Origin of the sequence: Streptomyces sp. NBC_00080, assembly GCF_045041255.1 — a bacterium.
GTDB classification, from domain to species: domain Bacteria; phylum Actinomycetota; class Actinomycetes; order Streptomycetales; family Streptomycetaceae; genus Streptomyces; species Streptomyces coriariae.
Genome location: NZ_CP108235.1, coordinates 2,927,645 through 2,948,470, shown reverse-complemented (window position 1 = coordinate 2,948,470; position 20,826 = coordinate 2,927,645). Strand labels below are relative to the sequence as shown.

Here is a 20,826-nt window from a genome sequence, read left to right as displayed (position 1 = left end):
CACGTGGAAGCCGCGTCCCGAAACCCTACGGCCTCGGGACGCCAAAACGCACCGTTCGTTTGTTAGTTGAGAAGGCTCCCTTGGAGCTCCGCACGAAGGTCAGGGGTCAGGACCGAACCCGCACGGTCCACCAGAAGGGCCATCTCGTACCCAATGAGGCCGATGTCCGCCTCCGGGTGGGCGAGAACCGCGAGCGAGGAACCGTCGGAAATGGACATGAGGAAGAGGAATCCCCGCTCCATCTCCACAACCGTCTGGTTCACGCTGCCTCCCTCGAAGATCCGGGAGGCGCCTGCCGTCAGGGACGTCAGACCGGAGGCGACGGCCGCGAGCTGGTCGGCCCGGTCGCGGGGGAAGCCTTCGGACATCGCCAGAAGGAGTCCGTCGGCGGAGACCACCACGGTGTGGGACACCCCCGGGGTGTTGTCCACGAAGTTGGTGATCACCCAGTTCAGGTTCTGTGCCGCCTGGCTCATCGGGCTCACACTAACGCTCCTGGTTGTAGGTGCTGTCAGGACCGAGGCCCTGGCCGTTCGTTTCACTGCTGCCTGCGTTGCGTCCGCGCTGGACGCCCCGACGCAGGTTGCTCAACCTGCCACGGACGTCCTCCGGGGCGCGGGAGACCTGAGGGCCTCCCTGGGGAGTGGTCTCGGCGGCGCCCTCGATCAGATTGGCCTTGGGCACCCGCCGCGGCAGGCCGGAGGAGGTGACCCCGCCCGCCTTGGGCTTCTTCAGAGCGGAGGCCTGCTGCCAGCGCTCGTCGTTGGCCGAGCGCCAGGAGTCGCCGCCGCCGTTGCTCTCCGCGGGGGAGGCCGTCGGCTCCTGCTTCGCGGGCCGGGCGCCGTTCGCACCGCTTGCGGCGGAGCCGCGGCGGGGGAGACCGGCGTCGGTCAGCGCGTGGGAGGCGGAGGAGGACGGTCCCGGACGGTCGAAGCCTACGCGGTTCTGCTCACCCGCGTCAGCGGCCTGCGTGGATTCCGGTTCCGGAGCGTACTGGTCCTGGTAGCCGTTCTGGTAACCGTTCGTGTGGCCGTTCTGCTGGGGCCAGTCGTCCTGGTAGGACTGCTGCTCCTGGTACGGCTGGAAGCCCTCGGACGCGGCGGCCGGGGCCGCCGGACGCTCCTCCCGGCCGGGCTCCGCATACGCGGGGTCCGGGTAGCCGCCGTTCGACGTGAAGCCGTCGCCCTGCGGAAGGCCGCCGTTGCCGGAGAACGACTCGCCCTGCGGCGTGCCACCGTTCGGCGCGAAGTACTGGTCGTCGTACGCCGGGCGCTGCTGCTCCTCGTACGACGTCTGCTGGTCGAACGCCGCCGGCTGCTCGGCGTACCCGGTCGCACCGTTGTCGTAGCCGGCCCCGGCACCCTGCTGGGCGGGGTCGTAGCCGTTCTGCCCGGCGTCGTACGACTGCTGCTGACGGGGCGCGTCGAAGCCATCGGCCGACTGCTGCTGCCCGGTCGGCTGGCCCGGCTGACCCGGCTGGGTCTCCAGGGCCGCACGGCGCTCCTCGCGCATCAGCGAGCGGCCCACCGGGTCCAGGTCGCGGATGTCGTCGGGGACCTCGTACTGGCTGTCGTCGAAGCCGAGCTCCGCGGCGGTGCGCATCGGCAGACCGTTGTTGAAGTCCTCGCCGCCACCGCCGTAGTTCTGCTCCGGGATGATCTGCGAGACGGTGAACTCGTCGCGGGGCTGCTGCTCGCCACCGCCACCGTGGGTGATGGCGTCCGGGAGCATGACCAGCGAGGTGGTGCCGGCCTGCTCGCCCGAGGGGCGCAGCTGGACGCGGATACCGTGCCGGTCGGACAGCCGGCCGACCACGAACAGGCCCATGCGCTGCGAGATCGCGGCGTCCACCGTCGGCGGGTTGGCCAGCTTGTGGTTGATGTCCGCGAAGTCCTCGGCGGTGAGACCGATGCCCTTGTCGTGGATCTCGATCATGACCCGGCCGTCGGGGAGACGGGTGGCCGTGACGCGCACCTTGGTCTGCGGGGAGGAGAACGTGGTCGCGTTCTCCAGAAGCTCGGCGAGCAGGTGCACGAGGTCGGTCACGGCACGGCCGTGGATCTCGGCCTCGGGTACGCCGGACAGCTCGATGCGCTCGTACTGCTCCACCTCGGAGGAGGCGGCGCGCAGCACGTCGACCAGCGGGACCGGCTGGTCCCAGCGGCGGCCGGGCTCCTCGCCGGCGAGGACCAGGAGGTTCTCGCCGTTGCGGCGCATACGGGTGGCGAGGTGGTCCAGACGGAAGAGGTTCTCCAACTGGTCCGGGTCGGCCTCGTTGTTCTCCAGGTCGGTGATCAGGGTCAGCTGACCCTCGATCAGGGACTGGTTGCGGCGCGAGAGGTTGGTGAAGATCGCGTTGATGTTGCCCCGGAGCAGAGCCTGCTCGGCGGCCAGTCGGACGGCCTCGCGGTGGACCTGGTCGAAGGCGCGGGCGACCTCGCCGATCTCGTCCCTGGTGTTGATGGGGATCGGCTGGACACGGGTGTCCACCCGGCCAGGGTCGGTGCGCGAGAGCTGGTCGACCAGCATCGGCAGCCGCTGCTCGGCGATGCCGAAGGCGGCGTTGCGCAGCTGGCGCATGGCCTGGCTCATCTGGCGGGCCATGAGACTGGCGACGATGAACGCGGCGAGCAGGGCGATGATGACGATGGCGCCGTTGATGATGGCGTCGCGCTGCGCGTCGGAGGCGATCTCACCGGCGTCGGTGACCGCGCGGTCGATGAGTTCGCTCTCGACCTGGCTGTAGCCCTCGAACTTCAGCGTCGCTGCCGTCATCCAGGCCTGGGCGGTGACGCCCTGCTCGGCGAGCTTCGACGGAGACTGCCCGCTGGCGATCGCCTGGATCATCTTGTCCATGGTCGGCGGAGCGGTGAACTCCTCGCCCTCGGCCTCGGCCTTGGCCTTCGCGTCGGCGGCCTGCTGCGCGCCCTCCTCGGTCTTCTCCTTCATGACCTCGGTGAGCCGCGCGGCGTCCTCGGTGGTGCCACCGGAGACGTACTCCTGCTGGGCGATGCCCTCGAGGTAGGCGTACGAGGTGAAGGCGGTGAGCTGCTGCCGGAAGACCGTCTCGTCGGGGCTGGGCCGGACCAGCAGGTGCATGCCGATCGCGCGCTGGAGGGACTCGGCGCCCTTGGCCAGGGCGACCGCGTAGACGGTACGGCCGTAGGCGGTGATGTTCCCGGTGCCGAGGCCGAGCTCGTTGGAGAACTCCATCAGCAGGTGCTCGACCGCGACGTAACCCTCTTCGGTCTTCACCGGGTCCAGGGCCTTGGTGTAGGCGGCGGCGCGAATCTTCGTCAGAGTCGGCTCGGCCTCCTCCACCAGCTTCAGGCGGCGCTTGAGGCCTTCCTTGTCCGGCATCCCGGCGACCTCGTCGTGGAAGGCGGTGGCCTTCGCGTCGGTCGTGGCGCGGGCCGCCTTGACGTTGGAGTCGTCCTTCTTGGACTGGAGCAGCGGCTGGGCGCTGATGTCCCGCTCGTTCAGCAGGGCCTCGGCGTACTCGCCGGCGGCGGCCACGATCTTCGCCGTCTTCTCGGCGTCGCGGGCCTCCTGCCAGGTGTCGATCGAGTTCTTCACCTGGAAGCCGCCCATGACCAGGCCGACCACCACGGGTATGAGCAGGATCGCGTTCAGCCGGGTGGGCACCCGCCAGTTCCGCGGGGAGAGGCGGCCGCCGCTCTTCGCGGGGGCGGACGCCGGCTCCGAACCGGGCACAGGGGCGGGCGCCGCTCCGCGCGGCGGCGGGGTGAAGTTGCCCCGGGCCGCCGGCTCGGGACTTTGCTTGCTTCGCCTCACTCGACCAACAACCTCTCGGCGGTCGGCACCTTCGTCGTGCCGCAGTGTCTCAGAGCCCGGTCAGCCATCGACCATCAGTACGTCATTGACTATTGGGCAGTTCAGGCATTCCAGCACGACGACCAGCGCTCTTCCAAACATGGGAAAGCGCTGGTTCGATGTGATGTAAGCCCCAGATAAAACGGTCAAACAGAACGAGCCCCGCCAAAAGGCGGGGCTTTCGTGCGCGCAGCGAGACCAAGCGACCGCGACGCGTGTCGGTACCTGTGGATTCCACTGCCGAAACGTTATGAACACCGGAGCCGACCGTGTCAAAGGCCACAGTCGGCTCCAGAGCGTCTACGACAACCGCCGTACGGCACCGGGTGCTTGAAATTACCGCAGTCGCGCCATGAGCGCGTGCTCGACCAGCGTGATCAGCGCACTCTTGGCATCCGAGCGGTGCCGGGCGTCCGTCGTGATGATCGGGGTGTCCGGTCCGATCTGGAGCGCCTCGCGCACCTCTTCGGGCTGGTAGGGCTGCGAGCCGTCGAAGCCGTTGAGGGCGACGACGAACGGCAGGCCGCTGTTCTCGAAGTAGTCGACCGCCGGGAAGCAGTCGGCGAGACGGCGGGTGTCCACGAGCACGATCGCGCCGATCGCGCCGCGCACCAGGTCGTCCCACATGAACCAGAACCGGTCCTGGCCCGGCGTACCGAACAGGTACAGGATCAGGTCCTGGTCGAGCGTGATACGGCCGAAGTCCATGGCCACCGTGGTGGTGGTCTTGTCCCCGGTGTGGGTCAGGTCGTCGATGCCCGCGCTCGCGGACGTCATGACGGCCTCCGTGCGCAGCGGGTTGATCTCGGAGACGGCGCCCACGAACGTGGTCTTGCCCACGCCGAAGCCGCCCGCCACCACGATCTTCGCGGAGGTGGTGGCCCGCCCCCCGTCAGAGCTTGCGAAGTCCACTGAGCACCCTTTCGAGCAGCGTCACGTCCGGAGCGCCGCCGTTGTTCTCGTCGCCGCCCGGCTGGTGGATGGCCACCAGTCCGGCTTCGGCGAGGTCCGCGACCAGGATCCGCGCCACCCCGAGCGGCATGGCCAGGAGAGCCGAGACCTCCGCGACCGACTTCACCTCGCGGCACAGATGGCAGATGCGCTGGTGCTCCGGGAGCAGCCCCATGAGCGCTGCCGGGTCGGCCGTGGTGCTGATCAGCGCCTCGATGGCGAGCTGATAGCGCGGCCGCGTCCGACCGCCGGTCATCGCGTACGGACGCACCAGCGGCTGGTCGCCCTCGTCCCCGTACGGCTCCGCGTACGGATCATGATGGGCGGTGGGCGGGGTCATGGATCCTCCGGGCGGGACAGCATTCGCGGTCAGTCGTGCCGTCCGTCGAGGCCGGTGGGGGGATTGTGTCGGCCGGACGGTGATTTCGTGAGGTGGGTAGTGCTGGGGCGGGTCAGTGGAGCAGACTGCCCTGGAGTTCGGCGCGCAGGTCGGGCGTGAGGACCGCGCCCGCGCGGTCCACAAGGAGCGTCATCTCGTAGCCGACGAGGCCGATGTCGCACTCGGGGTGCGCGAGAACGGCGAGCGACGAGCCGTCCGAGACGGACATGAGGAAGAGGAACCCTCGTTCCATCTCGACGACGGTCTGCGCGACGCTGCCGCCTTCGAAGATCCGGGAGGCGCCGGCCGTCAGCGAGGTCAGCCCCGACGCGACGGCCGCCAACTGGTCGGCCCTGTCGCGCGGGAAGCCCTCGGACATCGCGAGCAGGAGCCCGTCGGCGGACACGACAACGGTGTGGGACACCCCAGGGGTGTTGTCCACGAAGTTGGTGATCAACCAGTTCAGGTTCTGTGCCGCCTGGCTCATCTGACTCAACTAACGCTCCTGCTGGTGAGTGGGGCTCGGGAAACTGCCGGTCTGACCGTTGCCGGCCTGACGACCCTGCGCGATGCCCCGACGGAGATTGGTCAGCCGTCCGCGTACGTCGTCAGGCGCACGCGAGACCTGCGGACCGGGTTGGTGCTGTTGCTGCTGAGCCGTGCCCGGGACGAGGTTCGCCCTGGGCACCCGGCGCGGCAGGCCGGACGTGGTGACGCCGCCCGCGGCCGGTTGCCTGACCCGCTCGGCCTGCCGGACGAGTTCGTCGTTCGGCGAGGTGCGCCAGGAGGCATTGGCGGCGGGACGCTGGGGTGCAGCCGGAGCCTGCGGCTCCTGGTGCTGCTGTTGCTGCGGAGCCTGGGCCGCACCGCCCGCCTGCTGACCGTGGAACCAGTTGGTCTCCAGCGTGTCGTAGAGCGGGGTGCGCCCGTCACCGGGACCCGAGGCCGGCGGCAGTGCCTCCGGCTCCGGACGCCCGACGGGACGCTGCGGGCCCGACGGCTGCGCCGGGGTGCCGTAGCCGCCGGACTGCGGAGCGGCGAACTGGCCGGTGGACGAGGGGTCCTGGCGGCCGGGCAGCGAGTGCTGACCGGTCGAGGAACCGTCGTAGCCGGGTGCGGCGAACTGGCCGGTGGAGCCGTTGTCGTACGCCTGCGGAGCGAACTGGTTCGGGGCCGCGGAGCCGTTCTGACCGCCCGGGGTACCGAAGACGTCGGACCGGGTGAAGCCGTTCTCGTCCTGCTGGCCGCCGGTACCGGGGCGCTGGAACTGCGCCGGGTCCGGCCGGCCGTTGGTGCCCGGACGCTGGAACTGGCCGGTGTCCTGCCGTCCGCCCTGACCCGTCTGGGGGTTGCCCACGGCCGGGAACTGGCCGGTGCTGTGGAGACCGTTCGCGACGGGACGGCCGAAGTCGGCGGGGCCCGCCGGGCTCTGGCGGTCGTCGGTGCGCGGGATCGCCGGTATCTCGGCGGTGGCGCCGGGACCCTGGCGGTCGTCGATGCGCGGCATGCGCGACGTCTGGGCGACGTCCGGCTCCTCGTGACCGCGCGGGGCGTCCAGCGGGCTGCGGGGGACCGGCGGCTGGGCGTTCTCGTCGCCCCAGGAGGTCACCCGCGGCTGCGGGTTGCCGCCCGGCAGCTCGGCGCGCGGACCACCGCGCGGCGGCAGCTGCGGCTGACGGCCGCGGCCACCCTGATCGGCCTTGTTGCCCCGCTGCTGGGTCGGACGTCCGCCGAACATGTCCACACCCTGGGAGGCCGTACCGGCCGCCTGGAGACCCTGCGGCGCGCCCGGAGCCTGACCGCCGAAGCCGGAACCCGCACCGGCCGGAGCCGGTCGGCCCTGCTGGGGGGAGGCCGGCGGCTGCTGCGGTCCGCGCGGCTGCTGACCACCGGGGCGGCCACCGCCGTCACGGCCGGGCAGCGCGGCCCGGGGACCCTGACCGGGGGCGAGCCGGCCGCCGGTGCCGGGACCGGAGCCGAGGGCCCCGCCCTGCGAACCGTTCTGCGAGCCGTTCTGGCGACGCGCGGCGGCGACGCCCGCGGCGGCCTGCGCGGCGGCGGGACCACCCGCGACGCTGCCCTGGCCGGGCTTGGGCTGAGGCTTCTTGCCGCCCTGGGCGACGTCCACGGGCAGCATGACCAGCGCGGTCGTGCCACCGGAGTCGGAGGGACGCAGCTGGATGCGGATGCCGTGCCGCTGGGACAGCCGGCCGACCACGAACAGACCCATGCGTCGGGAGACCGACACGTCCACGGTGGGCGGCGAGGCGAGCCGCTCGTTGATCGCGGCGAGGTCCTCGGGGGAGAGGCCGATACCGGTGTCGTGGATCTCGATCAGGACACGGCCGTCGGGCAGCGCGTGACCGGTGACCTTGACCTTCGTCTGCGGGGAGGAGAACGAGGTGGCGTTCTCGAGCAGCTCGGCGAGGAGGTGCACGAGGTCGTTGACGACCCGGCCGGCCACTTCGGTGGTCGGCACGGAGGCCAGTTCGATGCGCTCGTACTGCTCCACCTCGGACGCGGCGGCGCGGAGCACGTCGACCAGCGGGACCGGACGGGTCCAGCGACGGCCGGGCTCCTCACCCGCGAGGACGAGGAGGTTCTCACCGTTACGGCGCATGCGGGTCGCGAGGTGGTCGAGCTTGAAGAGCGAGGACAGCTGGTCCGGGTCGGCCTCGCGGGACTCCAGTTCGGAGATGAGCGAGAGCTGACGCTGGATGAGGCCCTGGGAGCGGCGCGAGAGGTTGGTGAACATCGCGTTGACGTTGCCCCGGAGCAGGGCCTGCTCGGCGGCGAGGCGGACCGCCTCGCGGTGCACGTCGTCGAAGGCCGCGGCCACCTGGCCGATCTCGTCCCGGGAGTGCACACCGACCGACTCCACGGACGTGTCGACGTCCTGCGGGTCGGACTCGGACAGCTGCTTGACCAGCTCGGGCAGCCGGTCCTGGGCGACCTTGGTGGCGGTCTCCTGGAGGCGGCGCAGCGAACGGATCATGGACCGGGCGACGACGAACGCGCCGACCAGCGAGACACCCAGCACGAGCAGGATGAGCGCACCGGAGATGATCGCTTCGCGCTCCGACTCGGCGCGCAGCTCACGCGCCTTCTGCTCCATGTTCTCGAGCAGCGTGAGCTCGATGTTGTTCATCTGCTTGATCTTGGTGGAGCTGGCGTCGAGCCAGTCCTGGTACGACTGCTTGTCCAGCGACTCCAGACCGCTGGAGGAGCTGAGCGCCCGGGTGGCGTAGGTGTCGGCGTCCTCGATGACCGGGTTGCCCTGCTCGATCGGCTTCAGCAGCTCCTCGGCGCCCCCGTCGCCGTAGATGCTGCGGAAACTCGCGAGTTCGGAGTCCTGGTTCTCGAGTCCGGCCTCGGCGTACTGCCGGTCGTTCTCGGAGAGGTCGCCGTAGACGGTGTTGCCCACCGGCAGCGCCGCCGCGAGCACGGCGCGCTGGACGGAGGCGTACTCCTTGGCGGAGGAGAAGGCGGCCAGCGCACGCGTGCGCTGGATCATCTCCGGGTTGCTCGTGGCCTGCGCCATGTCCTGGGACAGGTCGAGCAGGCTGGTGATGAGGCGGTGGTAGGCCTCCACCGTCTGGGTGGAGTTGCCCTTCTCCGCGTAGGCCGTCGAACGGACCTTGGCGAGGTTGCCCAGGTCGCTCAGCAGACCGACGAGGCTGTCCCGGACACCCTGGAGGTTGCCGTCCGCGGTGGCGCCGTCGATCTCCTCCGACGAGTCCTGGAAGGCGCTCAGCGCGCGGTCCGTCTTCTCGCGCAGGCCCTTGATACCGGGGTCGGTCGCCTTGCCGTTGTGCGCCAGCGGGCCGGCCGAGCGGTCGCGCTCGTCCTGGAGCGCGTCGGCCAGGTCGGTGGCCTGCTTGGTCATGTCCGTCAGCAGCTTCATGTTGTCGAGCTGCTGGATGTCGTCCATCGACTGGTTGATGCGCAGCGCGCCCAGCGAGGTGGCCGCGACCACGGGCAGGGTCAGCAGCGCCACCAGACGCGTGGAGATGCGCCAGTTGCGCAGTGCCACCCGCGGGCCGGGGCCGCTGGGGCCGGTCGGCGGCTTCGTCGGAGCCGGGGGAGGAGTAGTCGCCGACGCGGACGCACCGGGTCGCCCGGAGCGCTCACCGCCGTCGCCGGACGGATTGGGGCCCTGGTTCTGGGCGTGCTGGGGCGAGGAGCCGACTGCCATCGGGCCAGTCCCGCCGTGCGGCTCCGGCTCGGCCGAAGCGCTGCCATCCCTCTTGAAACGTCCCTGCACTAGCGTCGCAACCTCTGGACCAGGCGCCCCTCCGCGCGAACGGAAGGACGGTGTCGGCGTGTTGGCGGGCGTCCTGAATACGCCCGCCAATTGGTCGTGAGTACCGGCGCTGGCTCCCCCTGTCCTCGCCGCCACCGGGCGCGCTGGGCGCCCTCTGTGCGCCGGCTCGATCCCGCGGCGGTCCGAGGAATTCCAGCACAGTGCAGGATCTCCAACAAGGCCCGTTGGCCAGGCTGTGACATCCGTGACACGACGTGAGGGTCAAGTTACGGGATGTAGAAAATGATCCCACGTAAGGCGGACATAAGGGTGGGAAGGGGTGGCGACCGGGGGGTGTCCCAGTCGCCATGATCAGGAGCGGAATGAGCGCTTCAGGTGACAAATGTCCGTTTGGTGTAGGTCACCGGGCAGTCGGAAATGACCGCTTTGCCCCTTGATTCGTGAGCAAACTCACACGCTGATCATGCGACCTTCACGTCTTCACCGGGAATCGCGTGTTTAGCCTGACGCTTTACAGGGATGACGCATCCGACAAACCGCGTCCGTGCGGAGGCCCTTGAGGGCTTCCCGGACGCCCGGACACGACAGGGTCACGTACAACAGTGAAGACGACGACGATGTTCCACAAGATCGCCAACCCCCGCCGCACGACCCTGGCGCACCTCACGGACGCCGACGAACTCCAGCTCCCCGAGCAGCAGGAGCACTCCGTCGAACTTCCCGCCCAGACTGCGAACCCCAAGCGCACCATCCTTATGGAGGTGCCGGTGGCGGCCTCCGTCGCGGAGTAGATCTTCACGCGGAGATACGGGCACCGGCCGCCGAATGCTCAAGGCGGCCACCCACGGATGTCAAGGGCGTCCCCGGCCGGGGGCGCCCTTCCGCGTTAGCCTGGGGCGTCACACTCCAGCCAGCTCAGTCAAGGGGCCAACCAACCCGTGCGCATCGCCAGGTTCTCCATCGACGGGAACGTCGCCTTCGGCGCGGTCGAGGGCGACAAGCCGGACGAGCTCGTCCTCGACATCATCAAGGGCATCCCGTTCACGGACTTCGAGCTCTCCGGCACCAAGGTGCCGCTGAGCAAGGTCCGGCTGCTCCCGCCCGTCCTGCCCAACAAGGTCGTGGCCTTCGGCCGCAACTACGCCGAGCACGCGCGCGAGCTGGGCAACGAGGTGCCGGACGCCCCGTTCGCCTTCTTCAAGCCGTCCACCTCGGTGATCGGTCCCGGCGACGCCATCCAGTACCCGGCCTTCTCCGAGGAGGTCCATCACGAGGCCGAGCTCGCCGTGGTCATCGGCCGGCTCTGCCGCGAGGTCCCCCGGGAGCGCGTCAAGGACGTGATCTTCGGCTACACCTGCGCGAACGACGTCACCGCCCGCGACGTCCAGAAGCGCGAGAAGCAGTGGGCCCGGGCCAAGGGCTTCGACACCTCGTGCCCGCTGGGCCCCTGGGTGGAGACCGGCCTGGACCTCGAGACCGCGGGCGACCTCACCGTCCAGCTGACGGTCAACGGGCAGCAGCGGCAGCTCGGCCGCACCAGCGAGATGATCCACTCGATCGAGGATCTGATCGTCAACATCACCGAGGCCATGACGCTGCTCCCCGGCGACGTGATCCTCACGGGCACCCCGGCAGGGGTAGGCCCCCTGGTCGTCGGCGACGAGGTCGCCGTCACCATCGAAGGCATCGGCACTCTCACCAACAAGGTTGTCAAGCGTGGCTAGCGCACCCGGCTCCCCCGTACGCGTCCGTTTCTGTCCCTCGCCCACCGGTAACCCCCACGTGGGCCTGGTCCGCACCGCCCTGTTCAACTGGGCGTTCGCCAAGCACCACCAGGGCACGCTGGTCTTCCGCATCGAGGACACCGACGCGGCCCGTGACTCCGAGGAGTCCTACAACCAGCTCCTGGACTCGCTGCGCTGGCTGGGCTTCGACTGGGACGAGGGCCCCGAGGTCGGCGGCCCGCACGCGCCGTACCGCCAGTCGCAGCGGATGGACCTCTACGCCGACGTCGCCCGCAAGCTCCTCGACGCCGGCCACGCCTACCACTGCTACTGCTCCCAGGAGGAGCTGGACACCCGCCGCGACGCCGCCCGCGCCGCAGGCAGGCCCTCCGGCTACGACGGGCACTGCCGCGACCTCACCGAGGCGCAGGTGGCGGAGTACAAGGCGCAGGGCCGCACCCCGATCGTCCGCTTCCGCATGCCCGACGAGACGATCACCTTCACGGACCTGGTCCGCGGCGAGCTGACGTTCACCCCGGAGAACGTGCCCGACTTCGGCATCGTCCGTGCGAACGGCGCCCCGCTGTACACGCTGGTCAACCCGGTCGACGACGCGCTGATGGAGATCACGCACGTCCTGCGGGGCGAGGACCTGCTCTCCTCCACCCCCCGCCAGATCGCCCTCTACAAGGCGCTGACCGAACTGGGCATCGCCCAGGGCACCCCGCACTTCGGTCACCTGCCGTACGTGATGGGCGAGGGGAACAAGAAGCTGTCGAAGCGGGACCCGGAGTCCTCTCTCAACCTCTACCGCGAGCGCGGCTTCCTCCCCGAGGGTCTGCTCAACTACCTCTCGCTGCTCGGCTGGTCGCTCTCGGCCGACCAGGACATCTTCACCATGGACGAGATGACCGCGGCCTTCGAGATCGCGGACGTCAACCCCAACCCGGCGCGCTTCGACCTGAAGAAGTGCGAGGCGATCAACGCCGACCACATCCGCCTGCTGGACGTGAAGGACTTCACGGAGCGCTGCGCGCCCTGGCTGAAGGCCCCCTACGCCCCCTGGTCCCCGCAGGACTTCGACGAGGCCCGGTGGGAGGCGATCGCCCCGCACGCCCAGACCCGTCTGAAGGTGCTGTCGGAGATCACCGACAACGTCGACTTCCTCTTCCTCCCCGAGCCGGTCTTCGACGAGGCCAGCTGGACGAAGGCGATGAAGGAGGGCAGTGACGCGCTGCTCACGACGGCCCGCGAGAAGCTGGCGGCCGCCGACTGGACCTCGTCCGAGTCCCTGAAGGAGGCCGTCCTGGCCGCCGGCGAGGCGCACGGCCTCAAGCTCGGCAAGGCCCAGGCCCCGGTCCGCGTCGCCGTCACCGGCCGCACGGTCGGCCTGCCGCTCTTCGAGTCCCTGGAGATCCTGGGCAAGGAGAAGACGCTGGCCCGCGTCGACGCGGCCCTGGCGAAGCTCGCCGCATAGCGGCGCGCCCGAGGGGCGGTACCCGGCGACCGGGTGCCGCCCCTTCGGCATCCCCCGGACAGGGCGGCCGCCGCCGCGTTACCGTTGGATCATGAGCATCCTCGCCGTGGTCTGGGACGTGGACGACACCCTGTTCGACTACACGACCGCCGACCGTGAGGGCATGCGGTCCTATCTGACCGCCGAGGGGCTGCTCGACCGGTTCGGTACCGCGGAGGCGGGGCTCGCGCGGTGGCGGGAGGTCACCGAAGAGCACTGGGCCCGCTTCTCGGCGGGCGGGATCACCTTCGAGGACCAGCGCCGGGACCGGGTACGGGCATTCCTGGGCCGCGAGATGGCCGACGCGGAGGCCGACGACTGGCTCCTGCGGTACCACGCGCACTACGAGGCGGCCTGGTCGCTCTTCCCGGACGTCCTGCCCGTGCTCGACGACCTCGCCGCCAGCCACCGCCACGCCGTGCTCTCCAACTCCAGCATCCACGTCCAGGACCACAAGCTGCGCACCCTCGGCGTCCACGACCGTTTCGAGGTCATCCTGTGCGCGGCGGAACTCGGCGTCTCCAAGCCGGAGGCCGGCGCCTTCCTCGCGGCGTGCGAGGCCCTGTCGCTGGCCCCGCACCAGGTGGCCTACGTCGGTGACCACCCGGAGATCGACGGCCGGGGCGCCGCCGACGCCGGCCTGCTCTCCGTGTGGATCGACCGCTACGGCGCGGCCACCGTCGAGCTCCCCTCCGGACGCCACCGGATCGTCTCGCTCGCCGAACTGCCCGCGATCCTCGGCCCCGATACCCGTTTTGGAGCCCGGTCCACCTTCAGGTAATGTTCTTCCTGCGCCGCCGGGGAGCGGGCCGAAAGGCCGGAACCGGAGGAGCAACGCTAGAACAAGAACCCCTGTGGGGCTTGCGTTCCAGTGGCCTATGGTGTAATTGGCAGCACGACTGATTCTGGTTCAGTTAGTCTTGGTTCGAGTCCAGGTAGGCCAGCTCGCAGAGCTTATCTGCGCCTGTGGAGATCTACTCCACGAAGCCCCCGTTGTGTAGCGGCCTAGCACGCTGCCCTCTCAAGGCAGTAGCGCCGGTTCGAATCCGGTCGGGGGTACAGATCCTTCCCGCGAGGAGAGCTCGGGTAGCTCCCTCTCACCTCGATGCAGGATCGCTAGGGCCCCCGTTGTGTAGCGGCCTAGCACGCCGCCCTCTCAAGGCGGTAGCGCCGGTTCGAATCCGGTCGGGGGTACGATTTTCATTGAATCACCTTGGTCTATGGTGTAATTGGCAACACTACGGTTTCTGGTACCGTCATTCTAGGTTCGAGTCCTGGTAGACCAGCTCTGATCTGCGGAAACGCATGATGCAGGCCCCCGTTGTGTAGCGGCCTAGCACGCCGCCCTCTCAAGGCGGTAGCGCCGGTTCGAATCCGGTCGGGGGTACGCGATCGGAAAGCCCCTCGCTTCGGCGAGGGGCTTTCCGCGTATCCGGACTCTTTCCGTGTCTCCGGTCTCATGCGAAGCCGTAGCGCCGCGCCGACTCCTCCTCCTGCGCCAGCCGGTGCAGCGCCTGCATCATCGGCTCGACGAGGATCGCGCCCAGCACCGCCGCCTCGATCCGCTCCGGCTCCGACTCCCGGGTCTCCACGAAGTCCAGGTCCAGCACGGCCGCCCGGTGCATCAACCGGGCGTAGGACACGAGGAGTTCGGCGTTCCAGTCGTAGCCGAGCCGGCGCAGTGCGGCCACGGCCACCACCAGCGAGCGGTAGGCGGGGGAGATGGTCGTCAGCTGCCGGGCGTTCGACCAGCCCAGGGTGCCCAGCAGTTCGTCCGCCTCCAGGTGGGCGGCGCGCACGTACTCGTCCTCCGCGTCCGGCTCTGCCACCTGCGGCAGCGCCCACAGGGCCGCGCCGAGTCGGATCGTGCGGCCCAGGGACTCGTCGTCGACATGGCCGAGCACGTCACGGACCGTGGCCACCGGCAGCCCGCCCACCTGGATCATCGCCCGCACCAGACGCAGCCGGCGCAGATGCTCGTCGTCGTACTCGGCGGTCGTGGCGTTCACCTGGCGGCCGGGCGGTACGAGCCCCTCGCGCAGGTAGTACTTGATCGTCGCGGTGGACACACCGCTGCGTTCGCTCAGTTCGGCCAGCCGCATGCCTTGTGCCCTTCATTGGTTAGCGGCACTATCCAAGCATGTCCTTCACCGCCAGCCGGACCACCGCGGACGCCCGGGGAGACGTGGTCGTCCTCCTGATCGGAATGCGCGTCAACCACTTCTGGGCCGTGCACCAGTGGGTGCCGGTCATGCTGGCGATGTTCCGCATGCTTGCGGAGCTGAAGAAGGATCCGGGCCGCGGTCTGCTCTCCCGGGTGCTCCTGACGGCCTCGCCGCGGACGTACTACGTCGTCCAGTACTGGGAGTCCAAGGAGAAGCTGTACGCCTACGCGACCGCGCCCGACGCGTTCCACCACGAGGCCTGGGCGAAGATCAACCGCATGGAACGGGGCGGGAAGGTGCGCGGGCACGTGGGGATCTGGCACGAGACGTACGTCGTGCCGGAGGGGTCGTACGAGGCTATCTACGGGGACATGCCGGCGTTCGGCCTCGCGGCGGCGCACGGGCAGGTTCCGCTGGCGGAGCGGGGGCGGTACGCGAAGGACCGTTTCTCGTACCGGTCCGCGCCGTAAGGGCTTTTGCCGTTCGGCGTTTGCCGTTCGTCGGTGCGGGTCCGTCGTGGCTTGTCGCGCCCGCGCGGCGGAGTCGCACATCGGCACGGCCCCGTACTTCCGGGGTGGGTGATCTTGCCGTACGGGAAAGGGCTGCCGCGGCGTTGAGGCCGCCCTTTCCCGTACGGCGTCAGCCGGTGCGGCGCAGGGCCTCCGAGAGGCGGCCGGCCGCGTCGATGACCGCCTGGGCGTGCATGCGGCCGGGGTGGCGGGTCAGGCGCTCGATGGGGCCGGAGACGGAGACGGCGGCCACCACGCGGTTGGAGGGGCCGCGGACGGGAGCCGACACGGACGCGACGCCCGGCTCGCGCTCACCGATGGACTGGGCCCAGCCGCGGCGCCGCACGCCCGACAGGGCCGTCGCCGTGAAGCGGGCGCCCTGGAGGCCGCGGTGCAGGCGCTCGGGTTCCTCCCAGGCCATCAGGATCTGGGCCGAGGAACCGGCCTTCATCGTCAGCGTGGAACCGACCGGGACCGTGTCCCGCAGGCCGGACAGGCGCTCCGCCGCGGCCACGCAGATGCGCATGTCCCCTTGGCGGCGGTAGAGCTGTGCGCTCTCGCCCGTGATGTCACGCAGATGCGTCAGCACCGGGCCGGCGGTCGCGAGGAGGCGGTCCTCGCCGGCGGCCGCGGCCAGCTCGGCCAGGCGGGGGCCGAGGATGAAACGGCCCTGCATGTCGCGCGCCACCATACGGTGGTGTTCCAAAGCCACGGCAAGCCGGTGAGCCGTGGGTCGTGCGAGTCCGGTGGCAGCGACCAAGCCTGCGAGGGTGGCCGGACCGGACTCCAGGGCGCTCAGGACAAGGGCTGCCTTGTCCAGAACGCCGACGCCGCTACTGTTGTCCATGCAACGATACTCCCGTCTCACTCTGTGAAACGCAAGTTCATTTTTCCGTGAGACGCGCAACCCTTGGACGCATGGTGGCCCGCGGACCAACGGGCCTGGCGGCGGGTGCCCGGGAACAGGGGCAACGGGCGTCGCCTCCACAAGATCTCTAGTTGGGCCGGTGCGTCATTGCCGGCCGGAGGGAAAGCGATGGGTAGGACACTCGCGGAGAAGGTCTGGGACGACCACGTCGTCCGGCGCGCCGAGGGCGAGCCCGACCTCCTCTTCATCGATCTGCATCTCCTGCACGAGGTGACCAGCCCGCAGGCCTTCGACGGGCTGCGGCAGAACGGCCGCCCGGTGCGCCGTCTCGACCTCACCATCGCGACCGAGGACCACAACACCCCGACCCTCGACATCGACAAGCCGATCGCCGACCCGGTCTCGCGCGCCCAGCTGGAGACGCTGCGCAAGAACTGCGCCGACTTCGGTGTGCGGCTGCATCCGCTCGGCGACGTCGAGCAGGGCGTCGTGCACGTCGTCGGCCCGCAGCTGGGTCTGACCCAGCCCGGCACCACCGTCGTCTGCGGCGACTCGCACACTTCCACGCACGGCGCGTTCGGCGCGCTGGCGTTCGGCATCGGCACCTCGCAGGTCGAGCACGTGCTGGCCACCCAGACGCTGCCGCTGGCCCGCCCCAAGACCATGGCGATCACGGTCGAGGGCGAGCTGGCCGACGGTGTGACCGCCAAGGACCTGATCCTGGCGATCATCGCCAAGATCGGTACCGGCGGCGGCCAGGGCTACATCCTGGAGTACCGGGGTTCCGCCATCGAGAAGCTCTCGATGGAGGCCCGGATGACCATCTGCAACATGTCGATCGAGGCCGGCGCCCGTGCGGGCATGATCGCCCCCGACGAGACCACCTTCGCCTACATCCAGGGCCGCGACCACGCCCCCGAGGGCGCGGACTGGGACGCGGCGGTCGAGTACTGGAAGACGCTGAAGACGGACGCGGACGCCGAGTTCGACGCCGAGGTCGTCATCGACGGCGCCGCGCTGTCGCCGTTCGTCACCTGGGGCACCAACCCCGGTCAGGGCGCGCCGCTTTCGGCGTCCGTCCCCGACCCGGCTTCGTACGAAGACGCTTCGGAGCGCCTCGCCGCCGAAAAGGCCCTGGAATACATGGGGTTGGAGGCCGGGCAGCCGCTGCGCTCCATCAACGTGGACACCGTGTTCGTAGGTTCGTGCACCAACGGTCGGATCGAGGACCTGCGGGCCGCCGCCGCCATCGTCGAGGGCCGCAAAGTCGCCGACGGCGTACGGATGCTGGTCGTCCCCGGTTCGGTGCGGGTCGGTCTCCAGGCCGTCTCCGAGGGGCTGGACGTCGTCTTCAAGGACGCCGGCGCCGAATGGCGGCACGCGGGCTGCTCGATGTGCCTCGGCATGAACCCCGACCAGCTGGCCCCGGGTGAGCGCTCGGCGTCCACCTCCAACCGCAACTTCGAGGGCCGGCAGGGCAAGGGCGGACGCACGCACCTGGTGTCGCCGCAGGTCGCGGCCGCCACGGCCGTCCTGGGCCACCTGGCCTCCCCGGCCGACCTGTCCGACGCCGAGACCCGTACGCCCGCTGGAGTCTGATCAGTCATGGAAGCATTCATCTCGCATACCGGCCGGGCCGTCCCGCTGCGTCGCTCCAACGTCGACACCGACCAGATCATCCCTGCTCACTGGCTCAAGAAGGTCACGCGGGACGGGTTCGAGGACGGGCTGTTCGAGGCCTGGCGCAAGGACGAGACCTTCATCCTCAACCGCCCCGAGCGGCAGGGCGCGAGCGTGCTGGTCGCCGGCCCCGACTTCGGCACCGGTTCCTCCCGTGAGCACGCCGTCTGGGCACTGCAGAACTACGGCTTCAAGACCGTGATCTCGTCCCGCTTCGCCGACATCTTCCGGGGCAACTCGCTGAAGAACGGCCTGCTCACGGTGGTGATCGAGCAGAAGATCGTGGACGCGCTGTGGGAGCTCACCGAGCAGGACCCGCAGGCCGAGATCACGGTGGACCTCAAGGCGCGTGAGGTGCGGGCCGAGGGCATCACCGCCGCCTTCGAGCTGGACGAGAACTCCCGCTGGCGGCTGCTGAACGGGCTGGACGACATCTCCATCACCCTCCAGAACGAGGGCGACATCGCCGCCTACGAGGCCAAGCGCCCGACGCACAAGCCGAGGACGCTCCAGCTCTGACCCCGGGGCCCGAGCAGGCCCTGAGCAGGTCGAGTTTCGGCCACCGCGACACCCCCGCCGTACCCCCGATCGGTCCGATCGGGGGTACGGCTGTGTCTGCACCCGTTCGGCCCCGTGAATCCTCTCCCCGCCTCTCAACTTCCCACGTTAGAGGGGTTGTTGCCGGGGTACGCGCCTTGTGTGGAAGCGACCGCCGGAAGTGCCGGGGCGGCCGTTTGAGGCGGCAGTTGCCCCCTGGGCGGGCGACAACTCGCCCCAGATGGCACAATCTGTGCATGGAACACGACGGCCAACTCGAGCTCTATACGGCGGTCGCGAACCAGCTCAAGGAAGCGCACACAAGAGTGCGTGCACTGCAAGTCCCGGAGGGCGTACGGATGGCGCTGACCCGGAAGCTGCTGGTCATTACGGCCGCGGCCAAGCACGATCTCGCCGATGCGACAAGGCGTCTGGAGCGGTTCATGGCGGACCTCGACGAGGGGCGAATGCCCGAAGGGGAGCGTTGATCGTCTCCGGAGCAGCCGATTTCGTTGCGGCACAAGGGTGATTAGCCCGTTTCGTGTTTGATTTGCGGTATATATCTGCCTAACGTGCGAAAAAGCTTGAACAGTTTCGTTCCGGCTAATGTCTCCGAAGGGGAAGACGTGAACAAGGCGCAGCTCGTAGAAGCGATTGCCGACAAGGTGGGCGGCCGCCAGCAGGCCGCCGAGGCGGTCGACGCGGTCCTGGACGCCATCGTCCGCGCGACGGTCGCGGGGGACCGGGTCTCGGTCACCGGCTTCGGTTCGTTCGAGAAGGTCGACCGGCCGGCCCGCTACGCTCGCAACCCCCAGACGGGCGAGCGGGTTCGGGTCAAGAAGACGTCCGTGCCGCGCTTCCGCGCAGGACAGGGCTTCAAGGACCTGGTGAGCGGCTCCAAGAAGCTCCCGCGCGGTGGCGAGGTCGCCGTGAAGAAGGCCCCCAAGGGCAGCCTGACCGGCGGCGCTTCCGCCACGGTCAAGAAGGCCGCCGCGAAGAAGGCCGCCCCGGCGAAGAGGGCGTCGGCCGCCGCGAAGAAGACCACGGCCGCCGCGAAGAAGACCACGGCCACCGCGAAGAAGACCACGGCCACCGCCAAGAAGACCACGGCGAAGAAGGCCACCACCAAGAAGACGACCGCGGCCGCGAAGAAGACCACCACCGCGAAGTCCGCCACCGCCAAGAAGACGACGGCCAAGAAGGCCCCGGCCGCGAAGAAGGCGACGGCGACCAAGGCCCCCGCCAAGAAGTCGACCGCGCGCAAGACCACCGCCAAGAAGACCACCGCCCGCAAGGCGTAGGACAGCAGGGGCACTCACGCGCCGGGCCGGACTCCCTCTCGGAAGTCCGGCCCGCGGCGTGTCCGGCGGGCGCCGGGAGGGCCCTCGGCCGAGAGCCCGAGTCCGTCAGAACGTCTGGAGCGTCACCAGGGTGATCCGGGGGCTGTCCTTCGCCCCCTCCACCTCGATCCGCACCCGCTGCCCGGGCCGCAGCAGCCGCAGCCCGCCCGCGTCGAACGCCGGGGCGTCGAAGGGCACCGGTGTGCCGTCGTCCAGCAGCACCTGTCCGCTGCGGGTGTCGGGGTCGTACGTGTATGCGGTCGCCTGCATGGCGGCAGCCTACTGCCCCGGAATCAGCAGATGCGCCGCCGCTGCGGCCGTCCGGGGACCCACCCCCAGGGACAGCGCCGCGCGCAGATCCTCGCCGGTGTCCACGTCCTGGCGAACGGAATCCACCCCTTCCGGGCGGAGTTCCACGGCTCCGGAGGAGCGATGCCGGGCCCGGGAATCCGTGCCGAATGCGGGAAGCAATTCACGGCCGGCGGCGACGGCGAGAAGCGTGGTGCCGATCCCGGCCGCGTCCGGGAGAAAAGAGCGGGGGAATTCCCCGGCCGCCTCGAGGACCCGGGCCAATTCCGACGGGCGCAGGGCCGGCAGATCGGCGTTGAGCGCCGCCAGCCGGGAATCGGGACGGAAGGCGCGTACGGCGGCGGCCCCGTGGGCCAGGGCGGCGTTGAGGCCCCCGCGCGGCTCGTCGGCGACGATCCGGGCGCCCAGGGCCGCCAGGACCCGCCCGGCCAGGGCGTCGTCCGTGACTACTGCCACATCCCGCACCGCAGGTGAGGCCAGTGCGGCCGCCACGGTGTCCTCGGCGAAGGCGAGGGCGAGGCCCGGGCGCAGCCCGTCGGTGGCGGTGTCCGCGAGCCTGCTCTTGGCCAGCGCCAAGGGCTTCAGGGGTATGACCAAGGTCCACTGCACCGGCGTACCGTCCCTCTCGTGTCGCGGCCATTGTCACCCGGCCCATCCGTCGGCCGGACGCGCGGGCGTACCGTGTTCTCGACAGACCGGCGGCCCGGGGCGACACTTGTGCGGCCCCCAGGCCCCGGAGCAGGCCATGGG

The 20,826-nt window shown here is 69.9% G+C and carries 19 protein-coding genes and 5 tRNA genes; 14 read left to right on the top strand and 10 right to left on the bottom strand.

Going from position 1 to position 20,826, the window contains the following annotated elements; translation table 11 throughout:
- Positions 1-62 precede the first annotated feature (62 nt).
- The 6 genes from OHU34_RS12850 to OHU34_RS12825 all read right to left on the bottom strand — a co-directional run bounded on the left by OHU34_RS12850 (position 63) and on the right by OHU34_RS12825 (position 9,428).
- Positions 63-476 (bottom strand): roadblock/LC7 domain-containing protein, encoded by a 414-nt coding sequence (locus tag OHU34_RS12850; protein WP_037737006.1) that lies wholly within the window; start codon positions 474-476, stop codon positions 63-65.
- A 10-nt stretch (positions 477-486) separates the two neighbouring features.
- On the bottom strand, positions 487-3,795 hold the full coding sequence (locus OHU34_RS12845) for a nitrate- and nitrite sensing domain-containing protein (protein WP_405766370.1): 3,309 nt from the start codon (positions 3,793-3,795) through the stop codon (positions 487-489).
- A 375-nt stretch (positions 3,796-4,170) separates the two neighbouring features.
- Positions 4,171-4,746 (bottom strand): ATP/GTP-binding protein, encoded by a 576-nt coding sequence (locus OHU34_RS12840; RefSeq protein WP_054239771.1) that lies wholly within the window; start codon positions 4,744-4,746, stop codon positions 4,171-4,173.
- Positions 4,727-5,125, bottom strand: a complete 399-nt coding sequence (locus tag OHU34_RS12835) for a DUF742 domain-containing protein (RefSeq protein ID WP_009190816.1) — start codon at positions 5,123-5,125, stop codon at positions 4,727-4,729. The genes OHU34_RS12840 and OHU34_RS12835 overlap by 20 nt, the downstream gene beginning before the upstream one ends.
- Before the next feature lie 112 nt (positions 5,126-5,237).
- The gene (locus tag OHU34_RS12830; protein ID WP_020128762.1) at positions 5,238-5,651 is read right to left on the bottom strand and encodes a roadblock/LC7 domain-containing protein; all 414 of its coding nucleotides are present in this window, start codon (positions 5,649-5,651) and stop codon (positions 5,238-5,240) included.
- A gap of 9 nt (positions 5,652-5,660) precedes the next feature.
- Positions 5,661-9,428 (bottom strand): nitrate- and nitrite sensing domain-containing protein, encoded by a 3,768-nt coding sequence (locus OHU34_RS12825; protein ID WP_405766368.1) that lies wholly within the window; start codon positions 9,426-9,428, stop codon positions 5,661-5,663.
- 602 nt (positions 9,429-10,030) lie between these two features.
- Here OHU34_RS12825 and OHU34_RS12820 point away from each other — a divergent pair.
- From OHU34_RS12820 to OHU34_RS12780, 9 genes are all read left to right on the top strand, one after another.
- Positions 10,031-10,219, top strand: coding sequence for a hypothetical protein (locus OHU34_RS12820; protein WP_171399624.1), 189 nt, complete (start codon positions 10,031-10,033; stop codon positions 10,217-10,219).
- Positions 10,220-10,366: 147 nt separating this feature from the next.
- Positions 10,367-11,152 carry a fumarylacetoacetate hydrolase family protein gene (locus OHU34_RS12815; protein WP_020128759.1) on the top strand — a complete coding sequence of 262 codons (786 nt, stop codon included), beginning with the start codon at positions 10,367-10,369 and terminating at the stop codon, positions 11,150-11,152.
- Positions 11,145-12,629, top strand: a complete 1,485-nt coding sequence (gltX, locus tag OHU34_RS12810; RefSeq protein ID WP_142266304.1) for a glutamate--tRNA ligase — start codon at positions 11,145-11,147, stop codon at positions 12,627-12,629. The genes OHU34_RS12815 and gltX overlap by 8 nt, the downstream gene beginning before the upstream one ends.
- A 91-nt stretch (positions 12,630-12,720) precedes the next feature.
- The gene (locus tag OHU34_RS12805; RefSeq protein WP_142266305.1) at positions 12,721-13,449 is read left to right on the top strand and encodes an HAD family hydrolase; all 729 of its coding nucleotides are present in this window, start codon (positions 12,721-12,723) and stop codon (positions 13,447-13,449) included.
- A gap of 91 nt (positions 13,450-13,540) precedes the next feature.
- Positions 13,541-13,612: transfer RNA gene (locus tag OHU34_RS12800), tRNA-Gln, on the top strand.
- A gap of 42 nt (positions 13,613-13,654) precedes the next feature.
- A tRNA-Glu gene (locus OHU34_RS12795) sits at positions 13,655-13,727 on the top strand.
- Between the two features lie 62 nt (positions 13,728-13,789).
- A tRNA-Glu gene (locus tag OHU34_RS12790) sits at positions 13,790-13,862 on the top strand.
- A gap of 20 nt (positions 13,863-13,882) precedes the next feature.
- Positions 13,883-13,954: transfer RNA gene (locus OHU34_RS12785), tRNA-Gln, on the top strand.
- A 28-nt stretch (positions 13,955-13,982) separates the two neighbouring features.
- A tRNA-Glu gene (locus OHU34_RS12780) sits at positions 13,983-14,055 on the top strand.
- 70 nt (positions 14,056-14,125) lie between these two features.
- On the opposite strand, the gene OHU34_RS12775 is transcribed toward OHU34_RS12780, so the two are convergent.
- Positions 14,126-14,770 (bottom strand): MerR family transcriptional regulator, encoded by a 645-nt coding sequence (locus OHU34_RS12775; protein ID WP_142266306.1) that lies wholly within the window; start codon positions 14,768-14,770, stop codon positions 14,126-14,128.
- 38 nt (positions 14,771-14,808) lie between these two features.
- Here OHU34_RS12775 and OHU34_RS12770 point away from each other — a divergent pair, with 38 nt between their 5' ends.
- Entirely contained in the window at positions 14,809-15,303 is a 495-nt protein-coding gene (locus OHU34_RS12770) for a DUF4188 domain-containing protein (RefSeq protein ID WP_142266307.1), read from the top strand.
- Between the two features lie 169 nt (positions 15,304-15,472).
- Here OHU34_RS12770 and ndgR read toward each other — a convergent pair whose 3' ends face one another.
- Complete coding sequence (gene ndgR / locus OHU34_RS12765) at positions 15,473-16,189, bottom strand: IclR family transcriptional regulator NdgR (RefSeq protein ID WP_028806673.1); 717 nt, start codon at positions 16,187-16,189, stop codon at positions 15,473-15,475.
- A gap of 189 nt (positions 16,190-16,378) precedes the next feature.
- On the opposite strand from ndgR, the gene leuC reads away from it, so the two are divergent.
- The 4 genes from leuC to OHU34_RS12745 all read left to right on the top strand — a co-directional run bounded on the left by leuC (position 16,379) and on the right by OHU34_RS12745 (position 19,728).
- Positions 16,379-17,809: a 3-isopropylmalate dehydratase large subunit gene (leuC, locus tag OHU34_RS12760; protein WP_020128753.1), complete on the top strand. Its 1,431-nt coding sequence runs from the start codon at positions 16,379-16,381 to the stop codon at positions 17,807-17,809.
- A gap of 6 nt (positions 17,810-17,815) precedes the next feature.
- A complete protein-coding gene (gene leuD / locus OHU34_RS12755) occupies positions 17,816-18,409 on the top strand; it encodes a 3-isopropylmalate dehydratase small subunit (protein WP_405766364.1) in 594 nt (197 codons plus the stop codon).
- Between the two features lie 275 nt (positions 18,410-18,684).
- The gene (locus OHU34_RS12750; protein WP_028806672.1) at positions 18,685-18,915 is read left to right on the top strand and encodes a hypothetical protein; all 231 of its coding nucleotides are present in this window, start codon (positions 18,685-18,687) and stop codon (positions 18,913-18,915) included.
- 138 nt (positions 18,916-19,053) lie between these two features.
- Positions 19,054-19,728 carry an HU family DNA-binding protein gene (locus tag OHU34_RS12745; protein ID WP_405766361.1) on the top strand — a complete coding sequence of 225 codons (675 nt, stop codon included), beginning with the start codon at positions 19,054-19,056 and terminating at the stop codon, positions 19,726-19,728.
- A gap of 105 nt (positions 19,729-19,833) precedes the next feature.
- Here OHU34_RS12745 and OHU34_RS12740 read toward each other — a convergent pair whose 3' ends face one another.
- Positions 19,834-20,037, bottom strand: coding sequence for a hypothetical protein (locus OHU34_RS12740; protein ID WP_020128749.1), 204 nt, complete (start codon positions 20,035-20,037; stop codon positions 19,834-19,836).
- A gap of 9 nt (positions 20,038-20,046) precedes the next feature.
- Positions 20,047-20,685, bottom strand: a complete 639-nt coding sequence (gene cofC, locus OHU34_RS12735; RefSeq protein WP_142266309.1) for a 2-phospho-L-lactate guanylyltransferase — start codon at positions 20,683-20,685, stop codon at positions 20,047-20,049.
- Positions 20,686-20,826: the final 141 nt, after the last annotated feature.

What these genes read in the sequence shown, in the direction of transcription:
- OHU34_RS12850 (WP_037737006.1), bottom strand. Translation starts at nt 476, where the DNA reads ATGAGCCAGGCGGCACAGAACCTGAACTGGGTGATCACCAACTTCGTG.
- OHU34_RS12835 (WP_009190816.1), bottom strand. Translation starts at nt 5,125, where the DNA reads ATGACCCCGCCCACCGCCCATCATGATCCGTACGCGGAGCCGTACGGG.
- OHU34_RS12830 (WP_020128762.1), bottom strand. Translation starts at nt 5,651, where the DNA reads ATGAGCCAGGCGGCACAGAACCTGAACTGGTTGATCACCAACTTCGTG.
- OHU34_RS12805 (WP_142266305.1), top strand. Translation starts at nt 12,721, where the DNA reads ATGAGCATCCTCGCCGTGGTCTGGGACGTGGACGACACCCTGTTCGAC.
- OHU34_RS12775 (WP_142266306.1), bottom strand. Translation starts at nt 14,770, where the DNA reads ATGCGGCTGGCCGAACTGAGCGAACGCAGCGGTGTGTCCACCGCGACG.
- OHU34_RS12770 (WP_142266307.1), top strand. Translation starts at nt 14,809, where the DNA reads ATGTCCTTCACCGCCAGCCGGACCACCGCGGACGCCCGGGGAGACGTG.
- ndgR (WP_028806673.1), bottom strand. Translation starts at nt 16,189, where the DNA reads ATGGACAACAGTAGCGGCGTCGGCGTTCTGGACAAGGCAGCCCTTGTC.
- leuC (WP_020128753.1), top strand. Translation starts at nt 16,379, where the DNA reads ATGGGTAGGACACTCGCGGAGAAGGTCTGGGACGACCACGTCGTCCGG.
- leuD (WP_405766364.1), top strand. Translation starts at nt 17,816, where the DNA reads ATGGAAGCATTCATCTCGCATACCGGCCGGGCCGTCCCGCTGCGTCGC.
- OHU34_RS12750 (WP_028806672.1), top strand. Translation starts at nt 18,685, where the DNA reads ATGGAACACGACGGCCAACTCGAGCTCTATACGGCGGTCGCGAACCAG.
- OHU34_RS12740 (WP_020128749.1), bottom strand. Translation starts at nt 20,037, where the DNA reads ATGCAGGCGACCGCATACACGTACGACCCCGACACCCGCAGCGGACAG.